Annotated in this window: 18 protein-coding genes and 1 riboswitch; of the genes, 8 read left to right on the top strand and 10 right to left on the bottom strand. The window is 54.9% G+C overall.

Features of this window, described 5'->3' with window-relative positions; genetic code table 11:
* Positions 1–29: 29 nt before the first annotated feature.
* Positions 30–1,460, top strand: coding sequence for a bifunctional D-glycero-beta-D-manno-heptose-7-phosphate kinase/D-glycero-beta-D-manno-heptose 1-phosphate adenylyltransferase HldE (gene hldE, locus RY075_RS19885; RefSeq protein ID WP_003862540.1), 1,431 nt, complete (start codon positions 30–32; stop codon positions 1,458–1,460).
* Positions 1,461–1,537: 77 nt separating this feature from the next.
* Here hldE and ubiK read toward each other — a convergent pair whose 3' ends face one another.
* Entirely contained in the window at positions 1,538–1,834 is a 297-nt protein-coding gene (gene ubiK / locus RY075_RS19880) for a ubiquinone biosynthesis accessory factor UbiK (protein WP_003862539.1), read from the bottom strand.
* A gap of 120 nt (positions 1,835–1,954) precedes the next feature.
* Positions 1,955–2,105: riboswitch (FMN riboswitch) on the top strand.
* 105 nt (positions 2,106–2,210) lie between these two features.
* On the opposite strand from ubiK, the gene ribB reads away from it, so the two are divergent.
* Entirely contained in the window at positions 2,211–2,864 is a 654-nt protein-coding gene (gene ribB, locus RY075_RS19875) for a 3,4-dihydroxy-2-butanone-4-phosphate synthase (RefSeq protein ID WP_045335738.1), read from the top strand.
* Positions 2,865–2,908: 44 nt separating this feature from the next.
* Here the strand turns inward: ribB and RY075_RS19870 are convergent, their stop codons facing one another.
* The 5 genes from RY075_RS19870 to zupT form a co-directional block, all read right to left on the bottom strand.
* Complete coding sequence (locus tag RY075_RS19870; RefSeq protein ID WP_302378163.1) at positions 2,909–3,970, bottom strand: type 1 fimbrial protein; 1,062 nt, start codon at positions 3,968–3,970, stop codon at positions 2,909–2,911.
* Positions 3,954–4,715 (bottom strand): molecular chaperone, encoded by a 762-nt coding sequence (locus RY075_RS19865; RefSeq protein ID WP_302378162.1) that lies wholly within the window; start codon positions 4,713–4,715, stop codon positions 3,954–3,956. Before RY075_RS19865 ends, RY075_RS19870 begins: the two co-directional genes overlap by 17 nt.
* A 9-nt stretch (positions 4,716–4,724) precedes the next feature.
* Complete coding sequence (locus RY075_RS19860) at positions 4,725–7,169, bottom strand: fimbria/pilus outer membrane usher protein (protein ID WP_302378169.1); 2,445 nt, start codon at positions 7,167–7,169, stop codon at positions 4,725–4,727.
* A gap of 76 nt (positions 7,170–7,245) precedes the next feature.
* Positions 7,246–7,806: a fimbrial protein gene (locus tag RY075_RS19855; RefSeq protein WP_003862529.1), complete on the bottom strand. Its 561-nt coding sequence runs from the start codon at positions 7,804–7,806 to the stop codon at positions 7,246–7,248.
* Between the two features lie 267 nt (positions 7,807–8,073).
* Positions 8,074–8,847: a zinc transporter ZupT gene (gene zupT, locus RY075_RS19850; RefSeq protein ID WP_023314868.1), complete on the bottom strand. Its 774-nt coding sequence runs from the start codon at positions 8,845–8,847 to the stop codon at positions 8,074–8,076.
* A 130-nt stretch (positions 8,848–8,977) separates the two neighbouring features.
* On the opposite strand from zupT, the gene ygiD reads away from it, so the two are divergent.
* Complete coding sequence (gene ygiD / locus RY075_RS19845; protein ID WP_023314867.1) at positions 8,978–9,766, top strand: 4,5-DOPA dioxygenase extradiol; 789 nt, start codon at positions 8,978–8,980, stop codon at positions 9,764–9,766.
* An 82-nt stretch (positions 9,767–9,848) separates the two neighbouring features.
* Here the strand turns inward: ygiD and RY075_RS19840 are convergent, their stop codons facing one another.
* The 3 genes from RY075_RS19840 to tolC form a co-directional block, all read right to left on the bottom strand.
* On the bottom strand, positions 9,849–11,009 hold the full coding sequence (locus tag RY075_RS19840; protein ID WP_023314866.1) for a glutathionylspermidine synthase family protein: 1,161 nt from the start codon (positions 11,007–11,009) through the stop codon (positions 9,849–9,851).
* A gap of 2 nt (positions 11,010–11,011) precedes the next feature.
* Positions 11,012–11,677 carry a DUF1190 family protein gene (locus RY075_RS19835; protein ID WP_003862522.1) on the bottom strand — a complete coding sequence of 222 codons (666 nt, stop codon included), beginning with the start codon at positions 11,675–11,677 and terminating at the stop codon, positions 11,012–11,014.
* Between the two features lie 191 nt (positions 11,678–11,868).
* On the bottom strand, positions 11,869–13,347 hold the full coding sequence (gene tolC / locus RY075_RS19830) for an outer membrane channel protein TolC (protein WP_023314865.1): 1,479 nt from the start codon (positions 13,345–13,347) through the stop codon (positions 11,869–11,871).
* A 203-nt stretch (positions 13,348–13,550) separates the two neighbouring features.
* Here tolC and nudF point away from each other — a divergent pair, with 203 nt between their 5' ends.
* The 5 genes from nudF to parE are packed head-to-tail and all read left to right on the top strand — an operon-like array spanning position 13,551 to position 17,959.
* Positions 13,551–14,183, top strand: coding sequence for an ADP-ribose diphosphatase (nudF, locus tag RY075_RS19825; protein WP_003862517.1), 633 nt, complete (start codon positions 13,551–13,553; stop codon positions 14,181–14,183).
* Positions 14,180–14,602: a DUF1249 family protein gene (locus tag RY075_RS19820; protein WP_003862516.1), complete on the top strand. Its 423-nt coding sequence runs from the start codon at positions 14,180–14,182 to the stop codon at positions 14,600–14,602. Before nudF ends, RY075_RS19820 begins: the two co-directional genes overlap by 4 nt.
* A gap of 27 nt (positions 14,603–14,629) precedes the next feature.
* The gene (gene cpdA, locus RY075_RS19815; protein ID WP_023314864.1) at positions 14,630–15,457 is read left to right on the top strand and encodes a 3',5'-cyclic-AMP phosphodiesterase; all 828 of its coding nucleotides are present in this window, start codon (positions 14,630–14,632) and stop codon (positions 15,455–15,457) included.
* A complete protein-coding gene (yqiA, locus tag RY075_RS19810) occupies positions 15,457–16,038 on the top strand; it encodes an esterase YqiA (RefSeq protein WP_003862514.1) in 582 nt (193 codons plus the stop codon). The genes cpdA and yqiA overlap by 1 nt, the downstream gene beginning before the upstream one ends.
* A 28-nt stretch (positions 16,039–16,066) precedes the next feature.
* The gene (parE, locus tag RY075_RS19805; protein ID WP_003862513.1) at positions 16,067–17,959 is read left to right on the top strand and encodes a DNA topoisomerase IV subunit B; all 1,893 of its coding nucleotides are present in this window, start codon (positions 16,067–16,069) and stop codon (positions 17,957–17,959) included.
* Positions 17,960–18,060: 101 nt separating this feature from the next.
* Here the strand turns inward: parE and RY075_RS19800 are convergent, their stop codons facing one another.
* Complete coding sequence (locus tag RY075_RS19800; RefSeq protein ID WP_023314862.1) at positions 18,061–18,897, bottom strand: AraC family transcriptional regulator; 837 nt, start codon at positions 18,895–18,897, stop codon at positions 18,061–18,063.
* Positions 18,898–18,935: the final 38 nt, after the last annotated feature.

Here is an 18,935-nt window from a genome sequence, read left to right as displayed (position 1 = left end):
GCAAATTGTGAATCTTTCTGGAGTCAGGAATGAAAGTAACACTGCCAGAGTTTGAACGTGCTGGAGTTATGGTTGTCGGTGATGTGATGCTGGATCGCTACTGGTATGGGCCGACCAGCCGCATCTCTCCGGAAGCACCGGTACCGGTGGTAAAGGTCGACACCATTGAAGAGCGTCCCGGTGGCGCGGCAAACGTGGCGATGAACATAGCCTCTCTGGGCGCACATTCGCGTCTGGTTGGCCTGACCGGCATTGACGATGCGGCGCGTGCGCTGAGCAAGTCGCTGGCGGACGTGAATGTGAAGTGTGACTTCGTTTCTGTTCCGACCCACCCAACCATCACCAAGCTTCGCGTGCTGTCGCGTAACCAGCAGCTAATCCGCCTCGACTTTGAAGAAGGGTTCGAAGGCGTTGATCCCGAGCCGCTGCACGAGCGCATTAACCAGGCGTTGGGCAATATTGGCGCGCTGGTGCTGTCTGATTATGCCAAAGGCGCGCTGGCGAGCGTGCAGACCATGATCCAGCTGGCGCGCAAAGCCAGCGTTCCGGTGCTGATCGACCCGAAAGGCACCGATTTTGAGCGCTATCGCGGCGCAACCCTGCTGACGCCAAACCTCTCTGAATTCGAAGCGGTGGCGGGCAAGTGCAAAACTGAAGAAGAGCTGGTTGAGCGCGGCATGAAAATCATCGCTGATTTCGAGCTGTCTGCGCTGCTGGTGACCCGTTCCGAGCAGGGCATGACGCTGCTGCAACCGGGCAAGGCGCCGCTGCATATGCCAACCCAGGCGCAGGAAGTGTACGACGTGACCGGTGCCGGTGATACGGTGATTGGCGTGCTGGCGGCGACGCTGGCGGCGGGTAACTCCCTGGAAGAAGCATGCTACTTCGCGAACGCCGCGGCGGGCGTGGTCGTCGGTAAACTCGGGACCTCCACCGTTTCGCCAATTGAGCTGGAAAACGCGGTGCGTGGGCGTGCGGATACCGGCTTTGGCGTCATGACCGAAGACGAGCTGAAAGTGGCCGTTGCCGCCGCGCGCAAACGCGGTGAAAAAGTGGTGATGACGAACGGCGTGTTCGACATCCTGCATGCGGGCCACGTGTCGTATCTGGCGAATGCGCGCAAGCTGGGCGACCGCCTGATTGTGGCGGTCAACAGCGATGCCTCAACCAAACGTCTGAAGGGTGAAACGCGTCCGGTTAACCCGCTGGAGCAGCGCATGATAGTGCTCGGCGCGCTGGAAGCGGTGGACTGGGTGGTCTCATTTGAAGAAGACACCCCGCAGCGCCTGATTGCCGGAATTTTGCCTGACCTGCTGGTGAAGGGCGGTGATTACAAACCAGAGCAAATCGCAGGTAGCGAAGAGGTCTGGGCGAATGGTGGTGAAGTAATGGTGCTCAACTTTGAGGACGGGTGTTCAACCACCAACATCATTAAGAAGATCCAGAAAGACAGTCAGTAAAAAACGGGCCTGTTGGCCCGTTCGTTTTTCACCCTCTCCCTGTGGGAGAGGGCTGGGGTGAGGGCATCAGGCCGCACTTATGCCTGGTCATCCACCGGTGGAATAGCTGGCGCTGGCTTCACTTCTTCCGGCGCATTGCGGTTTTCCAGCTCGGTCAAACGTTGTTCCAGCAGCGCCAGCTTCTCGCGGGTGCGCAGCAGCACCTGCGTCTGCACGTCAAACTCTTCGCGGCTGACTAAATCAAGGCGAACCAACTGTGCCTGCAACGTCTGGCGGATTTTCTTCTCAACGTCATCACCAAACTCACGAATACCTTTCGGCATGGACTCATGAACCTGACGTGCGATCTGCTCAATTTTCTTTGGGTCAATCATTGTCGTTTCCCTTGATGAAAAGGTGTTAGTGCCTATTGTAGCGTGTCATGCCGCGGGTTAAACAAAATTGTTTGAAGCTTATGCATTGCCCAGGGTAATCAATAGCGTTATAGTTATCTCGCTTATTCTCAGGGCGGGGCGAAATTCCCCACCGGCGGTAAATCAGCTTAACGCTGAAAGCCCGCGAGCGCTTTGGGTGAATTCTCAAAGGTCAGCAGATCCGGTGTAATTCCGGGGCCGACGGTTAGAGTCCGGATGGGAGAGAGTAACGATCCAGTCGGGCAAAGCCCGCTCACGTTATTTTTTTGCCGCTTGTACGGCGCTCCTAAGACTGCCCTGATTCTGGTAACCATAAAGTTAATGAGGTTTTTTTACCATGAATCAGACGCTACTTTCCTCTTTTGGCACTTCAATTCAACGTGTTGAACATGCACTGGATGCCCTGCGCGAAGGCCGCGGTGTGATGGTGCTTGACGATGAAAACCGTGAAAACGAAGGCGACATGATTTTTGCCGCCGAGAACATGACCGTTGAGCAGATGGCGCTGACCATCCGTCACGGTAGCGGCATCGTATGCCTGTGCATCACCGAAGACCGTCGCCAGCAGCTTGATCTGCCGATGATGGTTGAAAACAACACCAGCGCCTTTGGTACCGGCTTCACTGTGACCATTGAAGCGGCGCATGGCGTAACCACCGGAGTGTCGGCGGCTGACCGTCTGACCACCGTGCGTGCAGCGATTGCTGATGGTGCGAAACCTTCCGATCTGCACCGCCCTGGTCACGTCTTCCCGCTGCGCGCGCAGCCGGGCGGCGTGCTGACCCGTGGTGGTCATACCGAAGCGACCATCGATCTGGTGACGCTGGCTGGCTTCAAACCCGCAGGCGTGCTGTGCGAACTGACCAACGATGATGGCACCATGGCGCGTGCGCCGGAGTGCATCACCTTTGCGCGCCTGCACAATATGCCAGTGGTGACGATTGAAGATCTGGTTGAGTACCGCCGCGCGCACGAGCGCAAAGCCAGCTGAACATGCTGATGTATAAAAGCCGGGGAAACCCGGTTTTTTTGTTTCTAGTGGTAGTTAATTTTGAACAGTACCACGGTTTCGAACGGCCCGGACTGAATCGCTTTCCCTTCTTCCCGTGAAAGTTCAGCTGTGTAGTTTTGCTCAACATTCATCTTATCGCCCGTAAAATCGGCGTACTCTTTGTACTGGTTGAAGGTGTAAGGGGCCGTTCCGTTAAGAATACGCAGTTTTAACCCATTCCCTATCAGTACCGCAGTGTCGTCTGCGCTGAGCGTTTCGGTTGTGTAAAACGACGAGTCCATCTTAAATCCATCCGAGCACTGGGCATCCTGCACTTTGGTGGTTCGTATTGAAAACGTGCGCATACGCGTCTGCTGATTCACGATGTCGCGCGCGCTGAAGGTGCCAAAGTCGATCTCCTGATTCTCAGGGTAAATGGTAAACGTCGCCCCGCAATCAAGCACCGTAATGTTTTGCAGTCCGTTGATGTGATACTTAAGGTTCTTCGCATCGGCCATCTGATTAACGCCGCCCTTACCGTCAAACTGCACAACGATGTAATCGCTGAGCGAGCTGACATAGCCATGTGGCGGCATAGCCTTAATTCTCACGAAAAGTCGAAAACGGGCGACGAACGTGCGCGTAATGTGGATATCATCCGGATTGCCAGAACAGATGCGATTCTCCCAACCCATCTGGCGGATTTGATCCGGGGTGTAAATGGTGATGTTATCGTTGTCCAGGCACTGGCGGGTATCCACGCCGTTGGGCTGGCCTGTGGCATCGTAATCTATGCCTTCATAGGTGACGCCCAGTTCATAATAGGGATCGGTTGCGGCAGGATAAGGGTTTACCCAGGCAAAAACATCTTCCGGCTTGAAACCGCTTGTGACGTTATTGTCACACGTCACCGGAATTTTAATGTCATCAGACTCCCATATTTTTTGGCCAACCTGAGCGTTGCTGGGTATGGCAAAAGGGGAGATCGTTTTTGTCTCCTCGACGTGGCCGCCAGATCCACCCAGATAGCAGTTGAGCGCCAGCGCTTCTTTCAAAGGCAGCGCTGTAAGCAGCAATGTAAGCAGGAAACTAGTGAGCTTTCGCATCTTTATCGATTTTCCGTTCGTTAAGCTTACATTGCGCCGTTCCGGTGCACTGTACGTCGACTTTTTTCAGTGCGCCGTAATCGTCGATGTAGCCGATGCTGTAATAACTACCGTGGTAATCGCCGGTATAGGCAGTTGCCGTGGCGAAAGGCGCAATCATCAGACTGTCAAAACCCGGCAGCATGGTTTTGGCATTTTTGCTCAGCCACGCCAGCGTGATGTAGTACGGCGTAGGGTTGTGGACCGTGAGCCCTTTCGCGTTGGCGGTAATTTCCATACGCATTTCAGTCAGTTCGCCAGATTTTTTGCGAATCGCTTCCGGACGCCAGAAGAGCTTAATTCGGCTCTGCATGGCAACCTGCATCACGCTGCGCTCCTCGCTGGCGCTGGTGCTTTTAGGCGGTACTTCACGCAGGTTGAAATAAAACAGCGATTCCCTGTCTTTTGGCAACTGGCGGGTAGCGGCTTGTTTAACAATTCTTACCTGCGACGAGGCGCCCGCTTCGATACGTTGAATGGGGGGAAGCGCCATAAAGTGCACATCTTCTTTTTGCCCCTTTTCATCTTCAATCCAGGAGAGCGCCAGATAAGGCAGCGCCTTGCTCTGGTTGTCCACTTTCAGGCTGCTGGCCTTGTCGCTTTCTGGAAAAACAATGCGCGTGCGGTCCAGGTTAATGGCCGCGTGGGCGGTAAATGTTGTGCTGATCAGCATCAGGCACAGGCTTTTAATCGGCGTTAATTTCATGATGATTTCTTACTGGCACGGCAGTATCAACGGCATACTGTTTTCTAAGTGAGAAGGTAACGAGAAGCGACACTGTTGGTTGTCGCCCCATGTCACGCGAAACTGCTGTTCTGGCTCAACGGCGCCGAGCCAGACGCGGCCTTCATCGGCCACCATCCCAACCTGTAAATTGCTTTCATCCAGGCGAACAATCGCCCCGAGTGGTGGTGTTCCTGACGACATCCGCAAAACGCCTGTTACGTCCTGACCTGCGCGCGTGGCAATCTGACGATAACCAATGGCCCCCTCAGTCCAGGTTGAGGTCACGACGCGGTTGTCCACGTCCACGCCATCCGGAAGGTTGTTCATATTGACCTGCACGCTGGAGGGGGAATAGCTGGAGAATGACGGTAAAACGCCGATGCCAAAACGGTTAGTTTCATCGCGCGACATGTTCAGCGGGATATGGCCTACCCCGTCGGTGCTGACCATTACGCGGGGTTCATTACCGTAACTGCGCCGGTGCAGCGCGGCGCCTTTCGCCGTTGAGGTGAAGGAACCGCTCCAGCTCGCGCTGAGGGAGTTATATTCGTTAGCTTTATAGCTGCCGGAGAGATTGAGATCGCCGTACGCAGAATAATGCTGATAATTCCCGCTGACCTGCGCGCCGGAATCTGGCTTCCCGCTCTCCGTACCTGCGGAAACGCCCCAGGTATTATTGCGATCCGACGTGTCATACCACGACACGTTATGGCTCAGCGTGTCGCTGTTACGCAGGTCATAGTTAAGTCGATGATCGGGATCGAGCGGTACGCTGAGCGAGAGATAAAACTGAGTATCGTCATTTTCGTCTTCCTCCTCGTAATGCGTTTTACTCCAGGACAGGGTTACGCCAAGGTTCTTCCAGCGACCTATATCAAAGTTGTAGCCCGCCGTGATGCTGCCGGTCGTGGAGGGTGAATCATTCCACCATGTCTGACGCAGCATATTGACGTACAGGTTCAGGGATAACGCTGAAATGTACTGGCTTGCCGTCACGCTCAGGGTTTGTTTTTCCGACTGGCGGTCACCGTTGTCATAATCCAGGTAGCGGGCGTAGCTCAAAAACTGTGGGTCTGAGTAGCGGTAGCTGGCGAGCGTAAGCTGACTGCTGGTGGTATCGAAACGCTTGCTGTAGTTAATGCGATAGCTGTAACCCGTCTGGCTGCGCTGGTGTGGCAGCTGGCTGGTAGCCTGCGTGACGTCAAAAGAGAGCGCCCCCAGCCAGGCCATATTCTGGCCGATCCCGGCAGCGACGGAACGATAACGGTCGCCATCGGCCAGCGTGCCGCCATACAGAGAGGTGTGCGACAGCATGCCCCAGGAAAATTCGCCGCTCATGAAGGCGTTATCTTCAACATCATGGGAGGCGCCCTGGCGCGCTTTACCCGCCGCGAGCTTATAGCGCACCTGGCCCTTGCGCGTTAAAAACGGCACGGATTCAGCCGAGACCTGGAAGGTGTTGACGCGTCCGTCTTCTTCCGTGACTTTGACGTCCAGCGTGCCCTGAACCGACTGGTTAAGATCCTGAATAACAAAGGGTCCTGGTGGCACTTTACTCTGGTAAATCACGCGATCGGCAAGGCTTACGGCCACGGTGGCGTTGGTTTGTGCTATTCCGGTAATCTGTGGGGCATAGCCGCGCAGCGACCATGGCAGCATACGTTCATCGCTGATTAGCGATGCGCCGGTGTAGGTGAAGGCGTCAAAAATGGAGGACTGGAAATCCGTTTCACCCAGCGTCAGTTTCGCACCGATCGAGGGCAGAGGGCGGAACATATACACGCGTGAAAAACGGCCATCCTGCTCTGAGCCTGCTTCAGTATCGCTTCGCGTGTACTGGTAATCGCTTCGCAGACGCCACGCGGCCATGTTCGCACCGGCGGTACCATAGGTATTGGCGTTGTCATTGCTGCCGCTGCTATTGGGCTGATAATGGCTGGCAAAAAGATTGTAATCCAGCAGTACGCCTGGCACGCCGTTGTCCCAGGTGGATGGCGGCATCCAGTCAACCGCACGGTATTGCAGCCACGCCTGGGGGATCGTTACTTTCAGGGTCTGGCTGCCTTGCTCAAAAATAAATTTGATGTCTGGTCTGGTGGCGAAATCAACGCATCCCTCTTTTTCCGGCAAAGCGTGACGAACGTCATCCTGCAATGCGAATGTATCGGCCAGCGCGGGGGGAATACAGACCTGAACTGCGTTATTTATTTCTCGCCAGCGAAGCTGCCAGCCATTTGCCAGCGGAATATCATTAACTGAAACCGTAACGAAATAGCTTCCCGGCGTAACCGATATTTGATCTTTAAAACGTGATAAATCGACGCTGCCGCGCTGATCTTTATCGATGGCGTTTATATTAAATTCAGTGGCAGAGGCAACTATCGTCATTAACAGGGACGCAATGATGATTATCCATTGTACTTTGTATGTCATCATCCTGTTACTCGAATAAATAAAGAGTGCCGACCGGCATGGATTGCCAGTCGGCTGATACCGTGACGTAACGGAATTATTTGTACATCAGGACGTAGTTAGCCGTGGCTTCAACCTGGCCTGCCGTCGCAGTTTTACCTGTTGGGACTTCCATAACCGCTTTGAAATGCAGCGTCTGGGTGGTTGAACCCGCCAGCAGATCAAGCACGTTTGGCTGACCAAGCGTGATGTTGCCTTCCGCGTTATCCAGCAGACGGACGCCCACGTTCTGCGCACCGTTTGCAAAGGTGTTGCTCATCAGGCTGGTATCCGTCGCATCTGTCGCTGCGCTGGTAAAGGTCACTTCCACTTTAGTAATTGGCGTGTCGGTTTCGTCTGCCGGATCGTCAAGCTGGCAGTTTTCCAGATTGATATCGACCGGAACCGGCGTGGATTTTTTGTTGGCGTTGATAACGGCCGTAGTCACTTCACCCAGGTCGACTTCTTTATCAACGCTGTCTGGAGCGATGCTGCATGGTGCGTCAATAACCACGCCTTTGAATTTGATTTTGCCTGAGCCTTGATCATCAGCAAACGCAGAACCCGATACAATGGCAGCCATAGCTGCCGCTAACAGCAATTTTTTACCCATATACATGAAAATATCCTTTTTCAGATTGATTCGTAATGTGAATATTAATTTCAGAATACTCGCAAAGTATACGGATTGGGGCGGGGAGACGCGATTAACGTGACTTAAATATATTTTTAGATGGTTTTAATTAATATTTTCAGGCTATCTGAAGAGGCTTCTTTTTTCGGGGTTTTAATAGATTTATATTTTGTGGGTTATTATATGTAAAATATATAGGATTGTTTTTTTGAATAATATAAAGCCTCCGTATAAAAACGGAGGCATTAATTCTTAGCCAATACCTGCCGTTTGCAGCAGAACCAGGCTCATCCCCATCACTGACATTCCACACAGCACGCCGTAGCTTGGGTTATTGTTGGGATCGATCTCTTTTGCCAGCGGCATCAGCTCATCGACAGAGAGCGCGACCATAATCCCGGCCACGGCAGCCATAATTGCAGCCATTACAACCGGGGATACGAGGCTACCGAGGATCAGCCACGCCAGCACGCCGCCGAGAATTTCAGCCATGCCGGAGATACCTGCCCAAAAGACAGCTGTACGTTTTGAACCCGTGGCGGCATAAACGGGCCCGGCAACGGCAAGTCCTTCAGGAATATTGTGCAAAGCCACGGCCAGCGCCACACCAAAACCTATTTCCAGGTTGCTGCTGGCCGTGACATAGGTGGCGATACCTTCCGGAAAGTTATGCAGGCTGATACCCAGCGTCAGCAGAATGGCCGTGCGTTTGATATTTCCCGGAATGGGGGTAACGCTTTTTTGCATTAAATCCTGCGGGTGCGCGTGAGGAAGAATACGGTCGAGTGCAAAATAACCCAGCAGGCCAATGATAAACATGCCATAGCCCAGAACAGGCGACATCCCTTCGGTGTGAAGCGCGGCGGGCAGCATCTCCATCAGCGAGATAAGCAGCATGATCCCGGCGGCGAAACCCAGCGAGAAGGCCAGCAGGCGATTAGAGGGTTTTTGCCCGAGTACCCCGAGGAACGCACCGATAAAGGTTGCGGCGCCCGCAAGTATGGTCAAAATCAACGGTACTGACATGCATTCTCCTTAAGCGATATCTGGCATTCAAATTTCCTGATGATGATCTTCACGGTTATCTGCGTTCATCTTCACCTGAATACGCGTAATGTAGGCCTATCACATTGACACCTCCTCTAAGGATATCACCATGTCTTCTTCTCGTATGCCAGCACTGTTTTTAGGCCATGGCAGCCCAATGAACGTCCTGGAAGATAACGTCTATACCCGCGCCTGGCGTCAGTTGGGTGAGACGTTACCGCGTCCGAAGGCAATTGTGGTGGTCTCTGCGCACTGGTTTACCCGGGGTACCGGCGTGACGGCCATGGAAACGCCAAAAACGATTCATGATTTTGGCGGCTTTCCGCAGGCGCTGTATGACACGCATTATCCTGCGCCGGGCTCCCCTGAGCTGGCGCAGCGGCTGGTTGATCTGCTTGCCCCTGTTCCGGTTGCGCTGGACAAAGAAGCCTGGGGCTTTGACCATGGCTCATGGGGGGTGTTGATCAAAATGTATCCGGATGCCGATATTCCGATGGTACAACTGAGTATCGACAGCACCAAACCAGCTGCCTGGCACATGGAGATGGGGCGTAAGCTGGCTTCGCTTCGTGATGAGGGCATCATGCTGATAGCCAGTGGCAACGTGGTACACAATCTGCGTACGGTACGCTGGCACGGTGAAAATACGCCGTACCCCTGGGCAACAGCCTTTAATGACTATGTAAAAGACAACCTGGCCTGGCAAGGGCCGGTCGAACGGCACCCTTTGGTGAACTATCTGGAGCACGATGGCGGTTCGCTCTCTAACCCGACGCCGGAACACTTCTTGCCATTGCTGTATGTATTAGGCGCATGGGACGGTCAGGAGGTTATTACAACCCCGGTCGACGGCATTGAGATGGGGAGTTTGAGTATGCTGTCGGTGCAGGTGGGGTAAACACATGCCCGGTGACGCTGCGCTTACCGGGCCTACGCTCGACATGTAGGCCGGGTAAGGTGAAGCCGCCACCCGGCAAGTCTTACTCGACGAAAATATGCGGGTAGAAACGTGACAGATCCTGCGTAATCAGCGCGCGATCTTCGCGAATGCCAATCCCGGCAGGCTGATCGTTAATAAGCCAACTGCCGATCAGCGTATAGCTGTCGCCAAACTTCGGCAGTTGATAAAACGCCTGGACGATCATCCCTTCTTCACCGTACGGCCCTTCAACTGCTTCCAGCGTTTTACCGTTTTCGATAATCGAGACGTTTGCCCCTTCACGGGAGAAGATTGGCTTAACGACGTATTTCTCCATCGGTGGGAAATCATCTTCGGCAAAATAAGCAGGCAGCAGGTTCGGGTGATTCGGGAACATCTCCCACAGCATCGGCAGCAGGGCTTTATTGGAGATAATGCTCTTCCAGGCTGGTTCCAGCCAGCGCACGCCAGCGTCTTCCAGTTTGGTAGAGAACATTTCCCGCAGCATGTATTCCCACGGATAGAGCTTGAACAGGTTGCTGATCACCTGATCCTGCATGTCCGTAAACTGACCTTTTTCACCTAAACCGATATCTTCGATATAGAGAAATTCCGTCGCCACTTCCGCTTCGGCTGCGCAGTCCTGCAAATACTGAACCGTACCGCGGTCTTCTTCGGTATCGCGGCAGCAGGCGAGGTGCAACAGGTTGAAACCGTGCTGTTCACGCAGTTCGACGAAACGTTCAATCAGCTTTTCCTGAAGGCTGTTGAACTGATCGCTGCCTTCCGGCAAGTTTCCGGCATTCGCCTGATCTTCCAGCCAGATCCACTGGAAGAACGCGGCTTCGTACAGGGAGGTTGGCGTATCTGCGTTATTTTCTAAAAGCTTCGGTTCACCCACGCCATCCCATGCCAGATCGAGGCGAGAGTAGAGCGAAGGCTGGTTCGTTTTCCAGGACTGACGAACAAAGCTCCAGGTGTGCTTCGGAATGCGGAATTTGGTCATCAGCTCATCGCTGTCGATGACTTTCTCAACCACCTTCAGGCACATCTGGTGCAGCTCTGCGGTCACTTCTTCAAGCTTTTCGACCTGAGCAAGCGTGAGCTTATAGTAAGCATCTTCACACCAGTACGGCTCGCCGTACATGGTGTGAAAGTTGAAACCGTATTCGGTGGCTTTTTCGCGCCAGTCCGGGCGCTCGGCAATACTGACTCGTTCCATGATCAGCCGCCCATTGAGCGAGTTGAGGAGCCGGTCGCACTACGCTGCATGGTGGTTTGTTTGGCAACAGACTCACCGAAGCCGCCACGGGTAATGGTGCTGGTGGTGGCTGGTTTCGGCGCCATTGCGGTTTTCGGTACGGTCATCGTACGGCCAGGCGTTGCAGCACCGTAACCCTTGCCGGTGGCATCGGTGTATTTCCCGTAGGCCGGGCTGTTCGGGTTTTTGGAGCTAAACAGCGGCTGCTGCTGGTAGCCCGCACCGCCGCTCATCAAACGGCCCATCATATAACCCGCCATCAGCGGCATCCAGAAGCTGCCGCTGGACTGTGCCTGCGCCTGGTTTTCCGGTGCCATACCCGCCTGAGCAGGTGCCTGCTGGCACTGGCCTTCACCGAATTCGGCTACACAGTCTTCGCGTGAGGCATATTTCGGCGCGGTACGTTCCGCTTCTTTCAGGGCGTTGTTATACGCCGTCGTACACTCAGCGGCTTTACCGGTTGCGCTCGCGCAGTCGTCGGCGTTTTGATACAGCGAAACCGTTTCGTCGTTTTGCTCACAGCCTGCCAGCATAAAGACGGCGGTGACCGCCAGCGCGACAGGTGTCAGGTGGCGTGCGTTCCAGCTTTTGCGGAACGACGCGTGATTCATCGTTTTTGTCCGTTTCATATTTGTCTTCCAGGACCCAGTGGTAATAACGCTCAGGATAGAGGATGAGTGGTTGAAAATGAAGCGACGAGGGGCGAAATCCGGGGGATCTTTACGTTGGCTTACGTTCGGGGGGGGATTAATGTGCTCCCTCTCCCTGTGGGAGAGGGCTGGGGTGAGGGCATCAGGCCGCAGTGGGCCTGATGACACGCTTAATTGCGGAACGGATTCGTGCCGCTGCTGGCAGGTGAGGTGCTACGCGCTGCCGCTGGCTGTGCAACCGGGGTGCTGCTGTTAGCGGTGAAATTATCCACGGCGGCATCCTGCTGTGGATTTTCCGGCGCGACGCTGTCAGGCGACGTGGAAACCGGTTTGCCCAGCGTGCTGTTCAGCATTTGCAGATCCTGCTCGTTCAGCGTACCCAGCGCCTGCTTGATGTTCAGCTGGTTGATCAGGTACTGGTAACGCGCACTGGAGAGCTGCTGTTTCGCGTTGTACAGCGTGGTCGTTGCGTCTAACACATCAACGATAGTACGCGTACCGACGGAGTAACCCGCTTCCATCGCGTCCAGAGAGCTTTGCGCAGAGACAACGGCCTGTTTATAGGCGTTGATGCTGCTGATGGACGCGTTCACGTTGTTGAAGGAAGAACGCACGGTCTGGACCACGTTGCGGTGCGCGCTTTCAAGCTGCTCGCTCGCGCCTACGAAGTTGTACTGCGCCTGCTTAACCTGAGAGTTAACCATCCCGCCCTGGTACAGCGGCAGAGAGAAGCTGAGGCCCACTTTGTTCTGGCCCATATTGTTGTCGTCATACTGGGCAGTGTTGGTTTTAGAACCGCTGTAGCTGGTATCCGATACGCCGGTAGAGGCGCTCAGGCTCAGGGTTGGCAGGTGACCATCCTGTGCAAGACGGATCTGCTCGCGCGCCAGGTCCTGGCTCAGGCGTGCCTGCAGCAAGGTCAGGTTGCGGTTTTCCGCCTCTTTCAGCAGGGCGTTAACCGCCTGCGGCTTGTCTGTTTTGAAGCTGTCCACGTTCAGAGAGGCCAGCTCAGGATAGTAGTTACCGGTGACCTGACGCAGTGCTTCCAGCGCGTTGTCGAGGTTGTTACGTGCGGTCACTTCGTTAGCCAGTACGGTATCGTACTGTGAACGGGCGTTCTGCACGTCAGTGATCGCAACCAGACCCACATTAAAACGCTGGGTGGTCTGATCTAACTGACGATAAATCGCCTGTTTCTGCGCTTCGGTGTAGGAGAGGGCGTCAATCGCGCTCAGTACGTTGAAGTAGGCGGTCGCGGTATTCAGGATAAGCGTCTGCTGATCTGTCTGATAGGTGACATCCTGAATGCCGGCGCTCTTTTCCTGCAAGCTCAGCTCACGCCATTTGGACATGTCGAACAGGGTTTGCGTTAACTGTAAAGAGGCGCTGGTGGCATTTGAGTTGATGCCGTTATTATCGCGAAAACCGTTAGTGTAGGTATAATCTGCACCTAAGCCTAACTGCGGCAGCAGTGGACTACGTGCTTCGTTAATCTTTTCAAACGCAGCATCACGATCGGCCGCTGATTTACGTAAATCAGGGTTGCCCAGACGTGCCTGCTGGTAGACCTGTAACAGGTTCTCTGCCTGGCTCATTGCACTGAAGCCCGTCAGGCTCAGGCCGATAAGGATGGGGAGCAATTTCTTCATTTGCATTCCTTGTTGTGAAGCAGTATTAGCGCTGATCTAATTAAAAATAATTGCCGATTCTAACAGAATCATCCACACCAAAAGGTTGGCGTAACGTGCCATCTGGCGGTAATTTGCTCCAATCTACCATATAGCCATACAAACGGCAGCCAAACAGCCTTGAAATTCACAATTTCATCACCATTGCTACCAGGACTCGACCGATGCAAAAACCAGAAAACGTGCCTGTCACCTTCGCCAAAAACGATGTAGAAATTATTGCACGAGAAACGCTTTATAGCGGTTTTTTTTCAATGGAACTTTACCGTTTCAGGCATCGTCTGTTTAACGGTGAGATGAGCGGTGAAATCAAACGCGAAATTTTTGAGCGCGGGCATGCGGCTGTGTTGCTACCCTATGACCCAGTGCGTGACGAAGTTGTGCTGGTCGAGCAGGTGCGTATTGCGGCTTATGATACCAGCGAAACGCCGTGGTTGCTGGAGATGGTGGCCGGGATGATCGAAGAAGGTGAGTCGGTCGAAGACGTCGCTCGCCGCGAGGCGCTGGAAGAGGCGGGCCTGGTGGTTGGCCGGACGAAGCCGGTGTTGAGCTACCTGGCAAGCCCGGGTGGAACAACGGAACGCTCATCTATTATGGTGGGCGAAGTGGACGCCACGACAGCGGAAGGGATCCATGGTCTGGCAGATGAAAACGAAGATATTCGGGTTCATGTGGTGAGTCGGGAGCTGGCTTACCAGTGGGTAGAAGAGGGGAAAATCGACAACGCAGCGTCTGTCATCGCTCTGCAATGGCTACAGCTGCATTATCAGACATTACGACACGAGTGGAAAAAATGAAGCGTTATACACCTGACTTCCCAGAAATGATGCGCCTGTGCGAAACCAATTTCGCCCAGCTGCGCCGCCTGCTGCCGCGAAACGACGCGCCCGGCGAAACGGTGAGCTATCAGGTGAGCAACGCGCAGTATCGGTTAACGATAACAGAATCAACGCGCTACACTACGCTGGTGGAGATTGAGCAAACGGCGCCGAGCATCAGCTACTGGAGCCTGCCTTCGATGACGGTACGTCTTTATCATGACGCGATGGTCGCTGAAGTGTGTTCAAGCCAGCAGATCTTTCGCTTTAAAGCGCGGTATGATTATCCGAATAAAAAGTTGCATCAACGCGACGAAAAGCATCAAATTAACCAGTTTTTAGCCGACTGGCTAAGATATTGTTTAGCACATGGAGCAATGGCGATTCCGGTTTGTTAGCGTCATAAACCTACCTAAGGACACCATTTGGAAAGCCTGTTGAACCTGACTGTTGCTGGTGGGGCGCCAGTCAGGATATTACAAATCACCGACACCCACCTTTTTGCCGAAAAGCATGAGACGCTTCTGGGCGTGAACACCTGGGAGAGTTATCAGGCGGTTCTTGACGCGATCCATGCTGAAAAGCGGCCATGCGATCTGATCGTCGCGACGGGCGATCTGGCGCAGGATCAATCCTCCGCAGCCTATCAGCATTTTGCTGAAGGGATTGCGAGCTTTAGCGTGCCTTGCGTCTGGCTGCCGGGCAATCACGATTTTCAGCCCGCGATGTACAGTTCGCTTCAGGATGCGGGGATTTCACCGGCAAAATGTGTCTTTGCGGGGGACCAGTGGCAAATTCTGCTCCTCGACAGTCAGGTGTTTGGCGTTCCGCACGGTGAGTTGAGCGACTATCAGCTTGACTGGCTGGAGACAAAACTGGCCGCCGAACCGAATCGCAATACGTTGCTGTTACTGCATCATCACCCGCTGCCGGCGGGCTGTAGCTGGCTCGATCAGCACAGCTTACGCAACTCTGCGGCGCTGGACGGCGTGCTGGCGAAATTCCCGCGCGTAAAAAATTTGCTGTGCGGTCATATTCACCAGGAACAGGATCTCGACTGGAACGGTCGACGTCTGCTCGCAACGCCCTCTACCTGCGTGCAGTTTAAGCCGCACTGCGCCAACTTTACGCTGGATACCATCGCACCGGGCTGGCGCTGGCTGGAGCTGCATGCCGATGGCTCGCTGACCACCGAAGTTTGCCGTCTGGCCGGGGCACAATTCCGCCCGGATACCGCTTCGGAAGGCTATTGATGTCGACGCTTCTCTATCTACATGGGTTTAACAGCTCACCGCGTTCGGCGAAAGCGACGCAGCTTCGCCAGTGGCTGAGCGCGCATCATCCCCACGTGGAGATGATTATTCCGCAGTTGCCCCCTTATCCGGCGGATGCGGCAGAGATGCTGGAATCGATCGTGCTGGAACACGGCGGCGAATCGTTTGGCGTTGTCGGGTCGTCGCTCGGCGGCTACTACGCCACCTGGCTGTCGCAGTGCTTTATGTTGCCCGCTGTCGTCGTCAATCCGGCGGTCCGGCCATTTGAGCTGTTAAGGGACTTTCTTGGCGAAAACGAGAACCCCTACACCGGCCAACAATATGTGCTAGAGTCACGCCATATTTACGATCTCAAAGTTATGCAGGTCGACCCGCTTGAAGCGCCCGATCTTATCTGGCTGCTGCAACAGACGGGAGATGAAGTGCTGGATTACCGCCAGGCAGTGGCGTATTACGCATCCTGCCGCCAGACTGTAGAAGAGGGCGGTAACCATGCTTTCACGGGCTTTGAAGATCATTTCACCCAGATTGTCGATTTTCTTGGACTGCACAGCCACTGACAATCAATGCGAATTGCTAGCTTAAATCATGACGCAAACCTATAACGCTGATGCCATTGAGGTACTCACCGGGCTTGAGCCGGTTCGCCGCCGCCCGGGGATGTACACCGATACGACGCGCCCAAACCACCTGGGCCAGGAAGTAATTGATAACAGTGTGGACGAAGCGCTGGCAGGCCATGCCAAACGCGTGGACGTTATCCTGCACGCCGATCAGTCGCTGGAAGTCATCGACGACGGCCGCGGCATGCCGGTAGATATCCACCCGGAAGAGGGTGTTCCCGCCGTTGAGCTGATCCTCTGTCGTCTGCACGCGGGCGGTAAGTTCTCCAACAAAAACTACCAGTTCTCCGGCGGCTTGCACGGCGTGGGGATCTCCGTGGTTAACGCCCTGTCAAAGCGCGTGGAAGTGAACGTCCGTCGCGACGGCCAGGTGTATAACATCGCGTTTGAAAACGGCGAAAAAGTGCAGGATTTGCAGGTTGTCGGGACGTGCGGTAAACGCAACACCGGCACCAGCGTCCACTTCTGGCCTGACGAAAGCTTCTTCGACAGCCCACGCTTTTCTGTTTCCCGCCTGACGCACCTGCTGAAAGCCAAAGCGGTGCTGTGCCCGGGCGTGGAAATCACCTTTAAAGACCACGTTAATAATACCGAACAAACCTGGTGCTACGCCGATGGTCTGAACGACTACCTGTGCGAAGCGGTTAACGGCCTGCCAACCCTGCCGGAAAAACCGTTCGTCGGGAATTTCGAAGGCGATACTGAAGCGGTGGACTGGGCGCTGCTGTGGCTGCCGGAAGGCGGCGAGCTGCTGACCGAAAGCTACGTTAACCTGATCCCCACTATGCTCGGCGGGACCCACGTCAACGGCCTGCGTCAGGGGCTGCTGGATGCGATGCGCGAGTTCTGCGAATACCGCAACATTCTGCCGCGCGGCGTGAAGCTGTCGGCGGAAGATATCTGGGACCGCTGCGCCTACGTGCTCTCCGTGAAGATGCAGGATCCGCAGTTTGCCGGTCAGACTAAAGAGCGCCTGTCGTCACGCCAGTGTGCGGCGTTCGTCTCCGGCGTGGTGAAAGATGCATTTACCCTGTGGCTGAACCAGAACGTTCAGGCCGCAGAAATGCTGGCTGAAATGGCGATCTCCAGCGCCCAGCGTCGTCTGCGCGCGGCGAAGAAAGTGGTGCGTAAAAAGCTGACCAGCGGCCCCGCGCTGCCGGGCAAGCTGGCGGACTGTACCGCGCAGGATCTCAACCGCACCGAGCTGTTCCTGGTGGAAGGAGACTCGGCAGGCGGATCGGCCAAGCAGGCGCGCGATCGTGAATATCAGGCGATCATGCCGCTCAAGGGTAAGATCCTCAACACCTGGGAGGTCTCGTCTGATGAAGTGCTGGCCTCGCAGGAAGTACACGATATCTCGGTTGCAATCGGTATCGATCCGGACAGCGACGATCTGAGCCAGCTGCGCTACGGCAAGATCTGCATTCTCGCGGATGCGGACTCCGATGGCCTGCACATCGCCACGCTGCTCTGTGCGCTGTTTGTGAAGCATTTCCGCGCGCTGGTGAAAAACGGTCACGTCCACGTGGCGCTGCCGCCGCTGTACCGAATCGACCTCGGCAAAGAAGTTTACTATGCACTGACGGAAGAAGAGAAAGCGGGCGTGCTGGAACAGCTTAAGCGCAAGAAGGGCAAACCGAACGTTCAGCGCTTTAAGGGGCTGGGTGAGATGAACCCGATGCAGCTGCGTGAAACCACGCTGGATCCGAATACCCGCCGTCTGGTGCAGCTGACCATCAGCGATGAAGATGAACAGCAAACTAACGCCGTGATGGACATGCTGCTGGCCAAGAAACGTTCTGAAGATCGACGTAACTGGCTACAGGAGAAAGGCGACATGGCGGATATAGAGGCCTGATACACGCTGTCTTTTTGCCGGGTGGCGGCTGCGCCTTACCCGGCCTACTTAACCCGTAGGCCCGTGCAAGCGTAGCGCCGCCGGACAAGAAATGCAGCTCATCACGATGAATGGTTTTTCCGGTACTGCAACGGCGTCTCGCCAATCCCCTTTTTAAACGCGCTGATAAACCACGTCACGTCGGAAAATCCCGCCTGTGCGGCAATGTCACGCACGCTCGAATCAGTGTGGAGTAAACACTCGCACGCCTTACGCAACCTTAGCGTGTTCAGGTAGTCGTGAATTTTTTCGCCTGTTTCCGCATGGAATCTTCGCGATACGTAACTGCGCGATTTACCCAGCTCTGCAGCCAGCGCATCCAGACGAAATTTCTCCTGATAATGCTCGTCGAGCCAGATCATGACCTGGCTGGCGATCCCCTGGCTGTTGCCCGGCTCGCCGTCGCGATCGTCGGGCAGCATCGCGAACAGGCCGATCAGCAGGCTGGCGATGCTCTCGCCGTTCATCGGCGGTTTATAGCAGCTAAACAGATGGTCGATATGGTGGTGACAGTGGGCTAAATCGGCGACCCACGCTTCGCCGCCACGGCGTGACAGCCGCTCCAGGCGCTGCCGGGTCTGGGGAAAATCCCGCAGGATCTTCAGCACCGCGTGCTGGTCGAGATGAATAATGGTGCGGCGGTAAATTGCCTCCGCCTGTTCGTCCACCATGACCTTGTGCAGCGTAAAAGGCGGGAAAAAAAACAGTCGTCCGGGGCGCATGGTGTAGTGACGATTATCGACAATCGCCACGCCAAAGCCCTCTTCCACATAGAGGATCTCCAGACACTGATGCCAGTGATGGTAGCGCACCGTATTGGCAAACAGGCGGCTGAACGAGGCCACGGTATCGTTCAGGGCGATCAGTTCCAGAAGGTCGGTTGTCGGCGTGTCGCGCATAGTGCAATAAAACTCAACTTTTTCCCGTCTGATCGTCT

Origin of the sequence: Enterobacter sp. JJBC (assembly GCF_036936505.1) — a bacterium.
Classification (GTDB): domain Bacteria; phylum Pseudomonadota; class Gammaproteobacteria; order Enterobacterales; family Enterobacteriaceae; genus Enterobacter; species Enterobacter hormaechei_C.
This window is presented reverse-complemented; position numbering and strand designations above follow the sequence as displayed.

Bases quoted from the DNA above. Each gene is read 5' to 3' on its own strand.
- hldE (WP_003862540.1), top strand. From the start codon at position 30: ATGAAAGTAACACTGCCAGAGTTTGAACGTGCTGGAGTTATGGTTGTC.
- ubiK (WP_003862539.1), bottom strand. From the start codon at position 1,834: ATGATTGACCCAAAGAAAATTGAGCAGATCGCACGTCAGGTTCATGAG.
- ribB (WP_045335738.1), top strand. From the start codon at position 2,211: ATGAATCAGACGCTACTTTCCTCTTTTGGCACTTCAATTCAACGTGTT.
- RY075_RS19870 (WP_302378163.1), bottom strand. From the start codon at position 3,970: ATGCGAAAGCTCACTAGTTTCCTGCTTACATTGCTGCTTACAGCGCTG.
- RY075_RS19865 (WP_302378162.1), bottom strand. From the start codon at position 4,715: ATGAAATTAACGCCGATTAAAAGCCTGTGCCTGATGCTGATCAGCACA.
- RY075_RS19860 (WP_302378169.1), bottom strand. From the start codon at position 7,169: ATGACATACAAAGTACAATGGATAATCATCATTGCGTCCCTGTTAATG.
- RY075_RS19855 (WP_003862529.1), bottom strand. From the start codon at position 7,806: ATGTATATGGGTAAAAAATTGCTGTTAGCGGCAGCTATGGCTGCCATT.
- zupT (WP_023314868.1), bottom strand. From the start codon at position 8,847: ATGTCAGTACCGTTGATTTTGACCATACTTGCGGGCGCCGCAACCTTT.
- ygiD (WP_023314867.1), top strand. From the start codon at position 8,978: ATGTCTTCTTCTCGTATGCCAGCACTGTTTTTAGGCCATGGCAGCCCA.
- RY075_RS19840 (WP_023314866.1), bottom strand. From the start codon at position 11,009: ATGGAACGAGTCAGTATTGCCGAGCGCCCGGACTGGCGCGAAAAAGCC.
- RY075_RS19835 (WP_003862522.1), bottom strand. From the start codon at position 11,677: ATGAAACGGACAAAAACGATGAATCACGCGTCGTTCCGCAAAAGCTGG.
- tolC (WP_023314865.1), bottom strand. From the start codon at position 13,347: ATGAAGAAATTGCTCCCCATCCTTATCGGCCTGAGCCTGACGGGCTTC.
- nudF (WP_003862517.1), top strand. From the start codon at position 13,551: ATGCAAAAACCAGAAAACGTGCCTGTCACCTTCGCCAAAAACGATGTA.
- RY075_RS19820 (WP_003862516.1), top strand. From the start codon at position 14,180: ATGAAGCGTTATACACCTGACTTCCCAGAAATGATGCGCCTGTGCGAA.
- yqiA (WP_003862514.1), top strand. From the start codon at position 15,457: ATGTCGACGCTTCTCTATCTACATGGGTTTAACAGCTCACCGCGTTCG.
- parE (WP_003862513.1), top strand. From the start codon at position 16,067: ATGACGCAAACCTATAACGCTGATGCCATTGAGGTACTCACCGGGCTT.
- RY075_RS19800 (WP_023314862.1), bottom strand. From the start codon at position 18,897: ATGCGCGACACGCCGACAACCGACCTTCTGGAACTGATCGCCCTGAAC.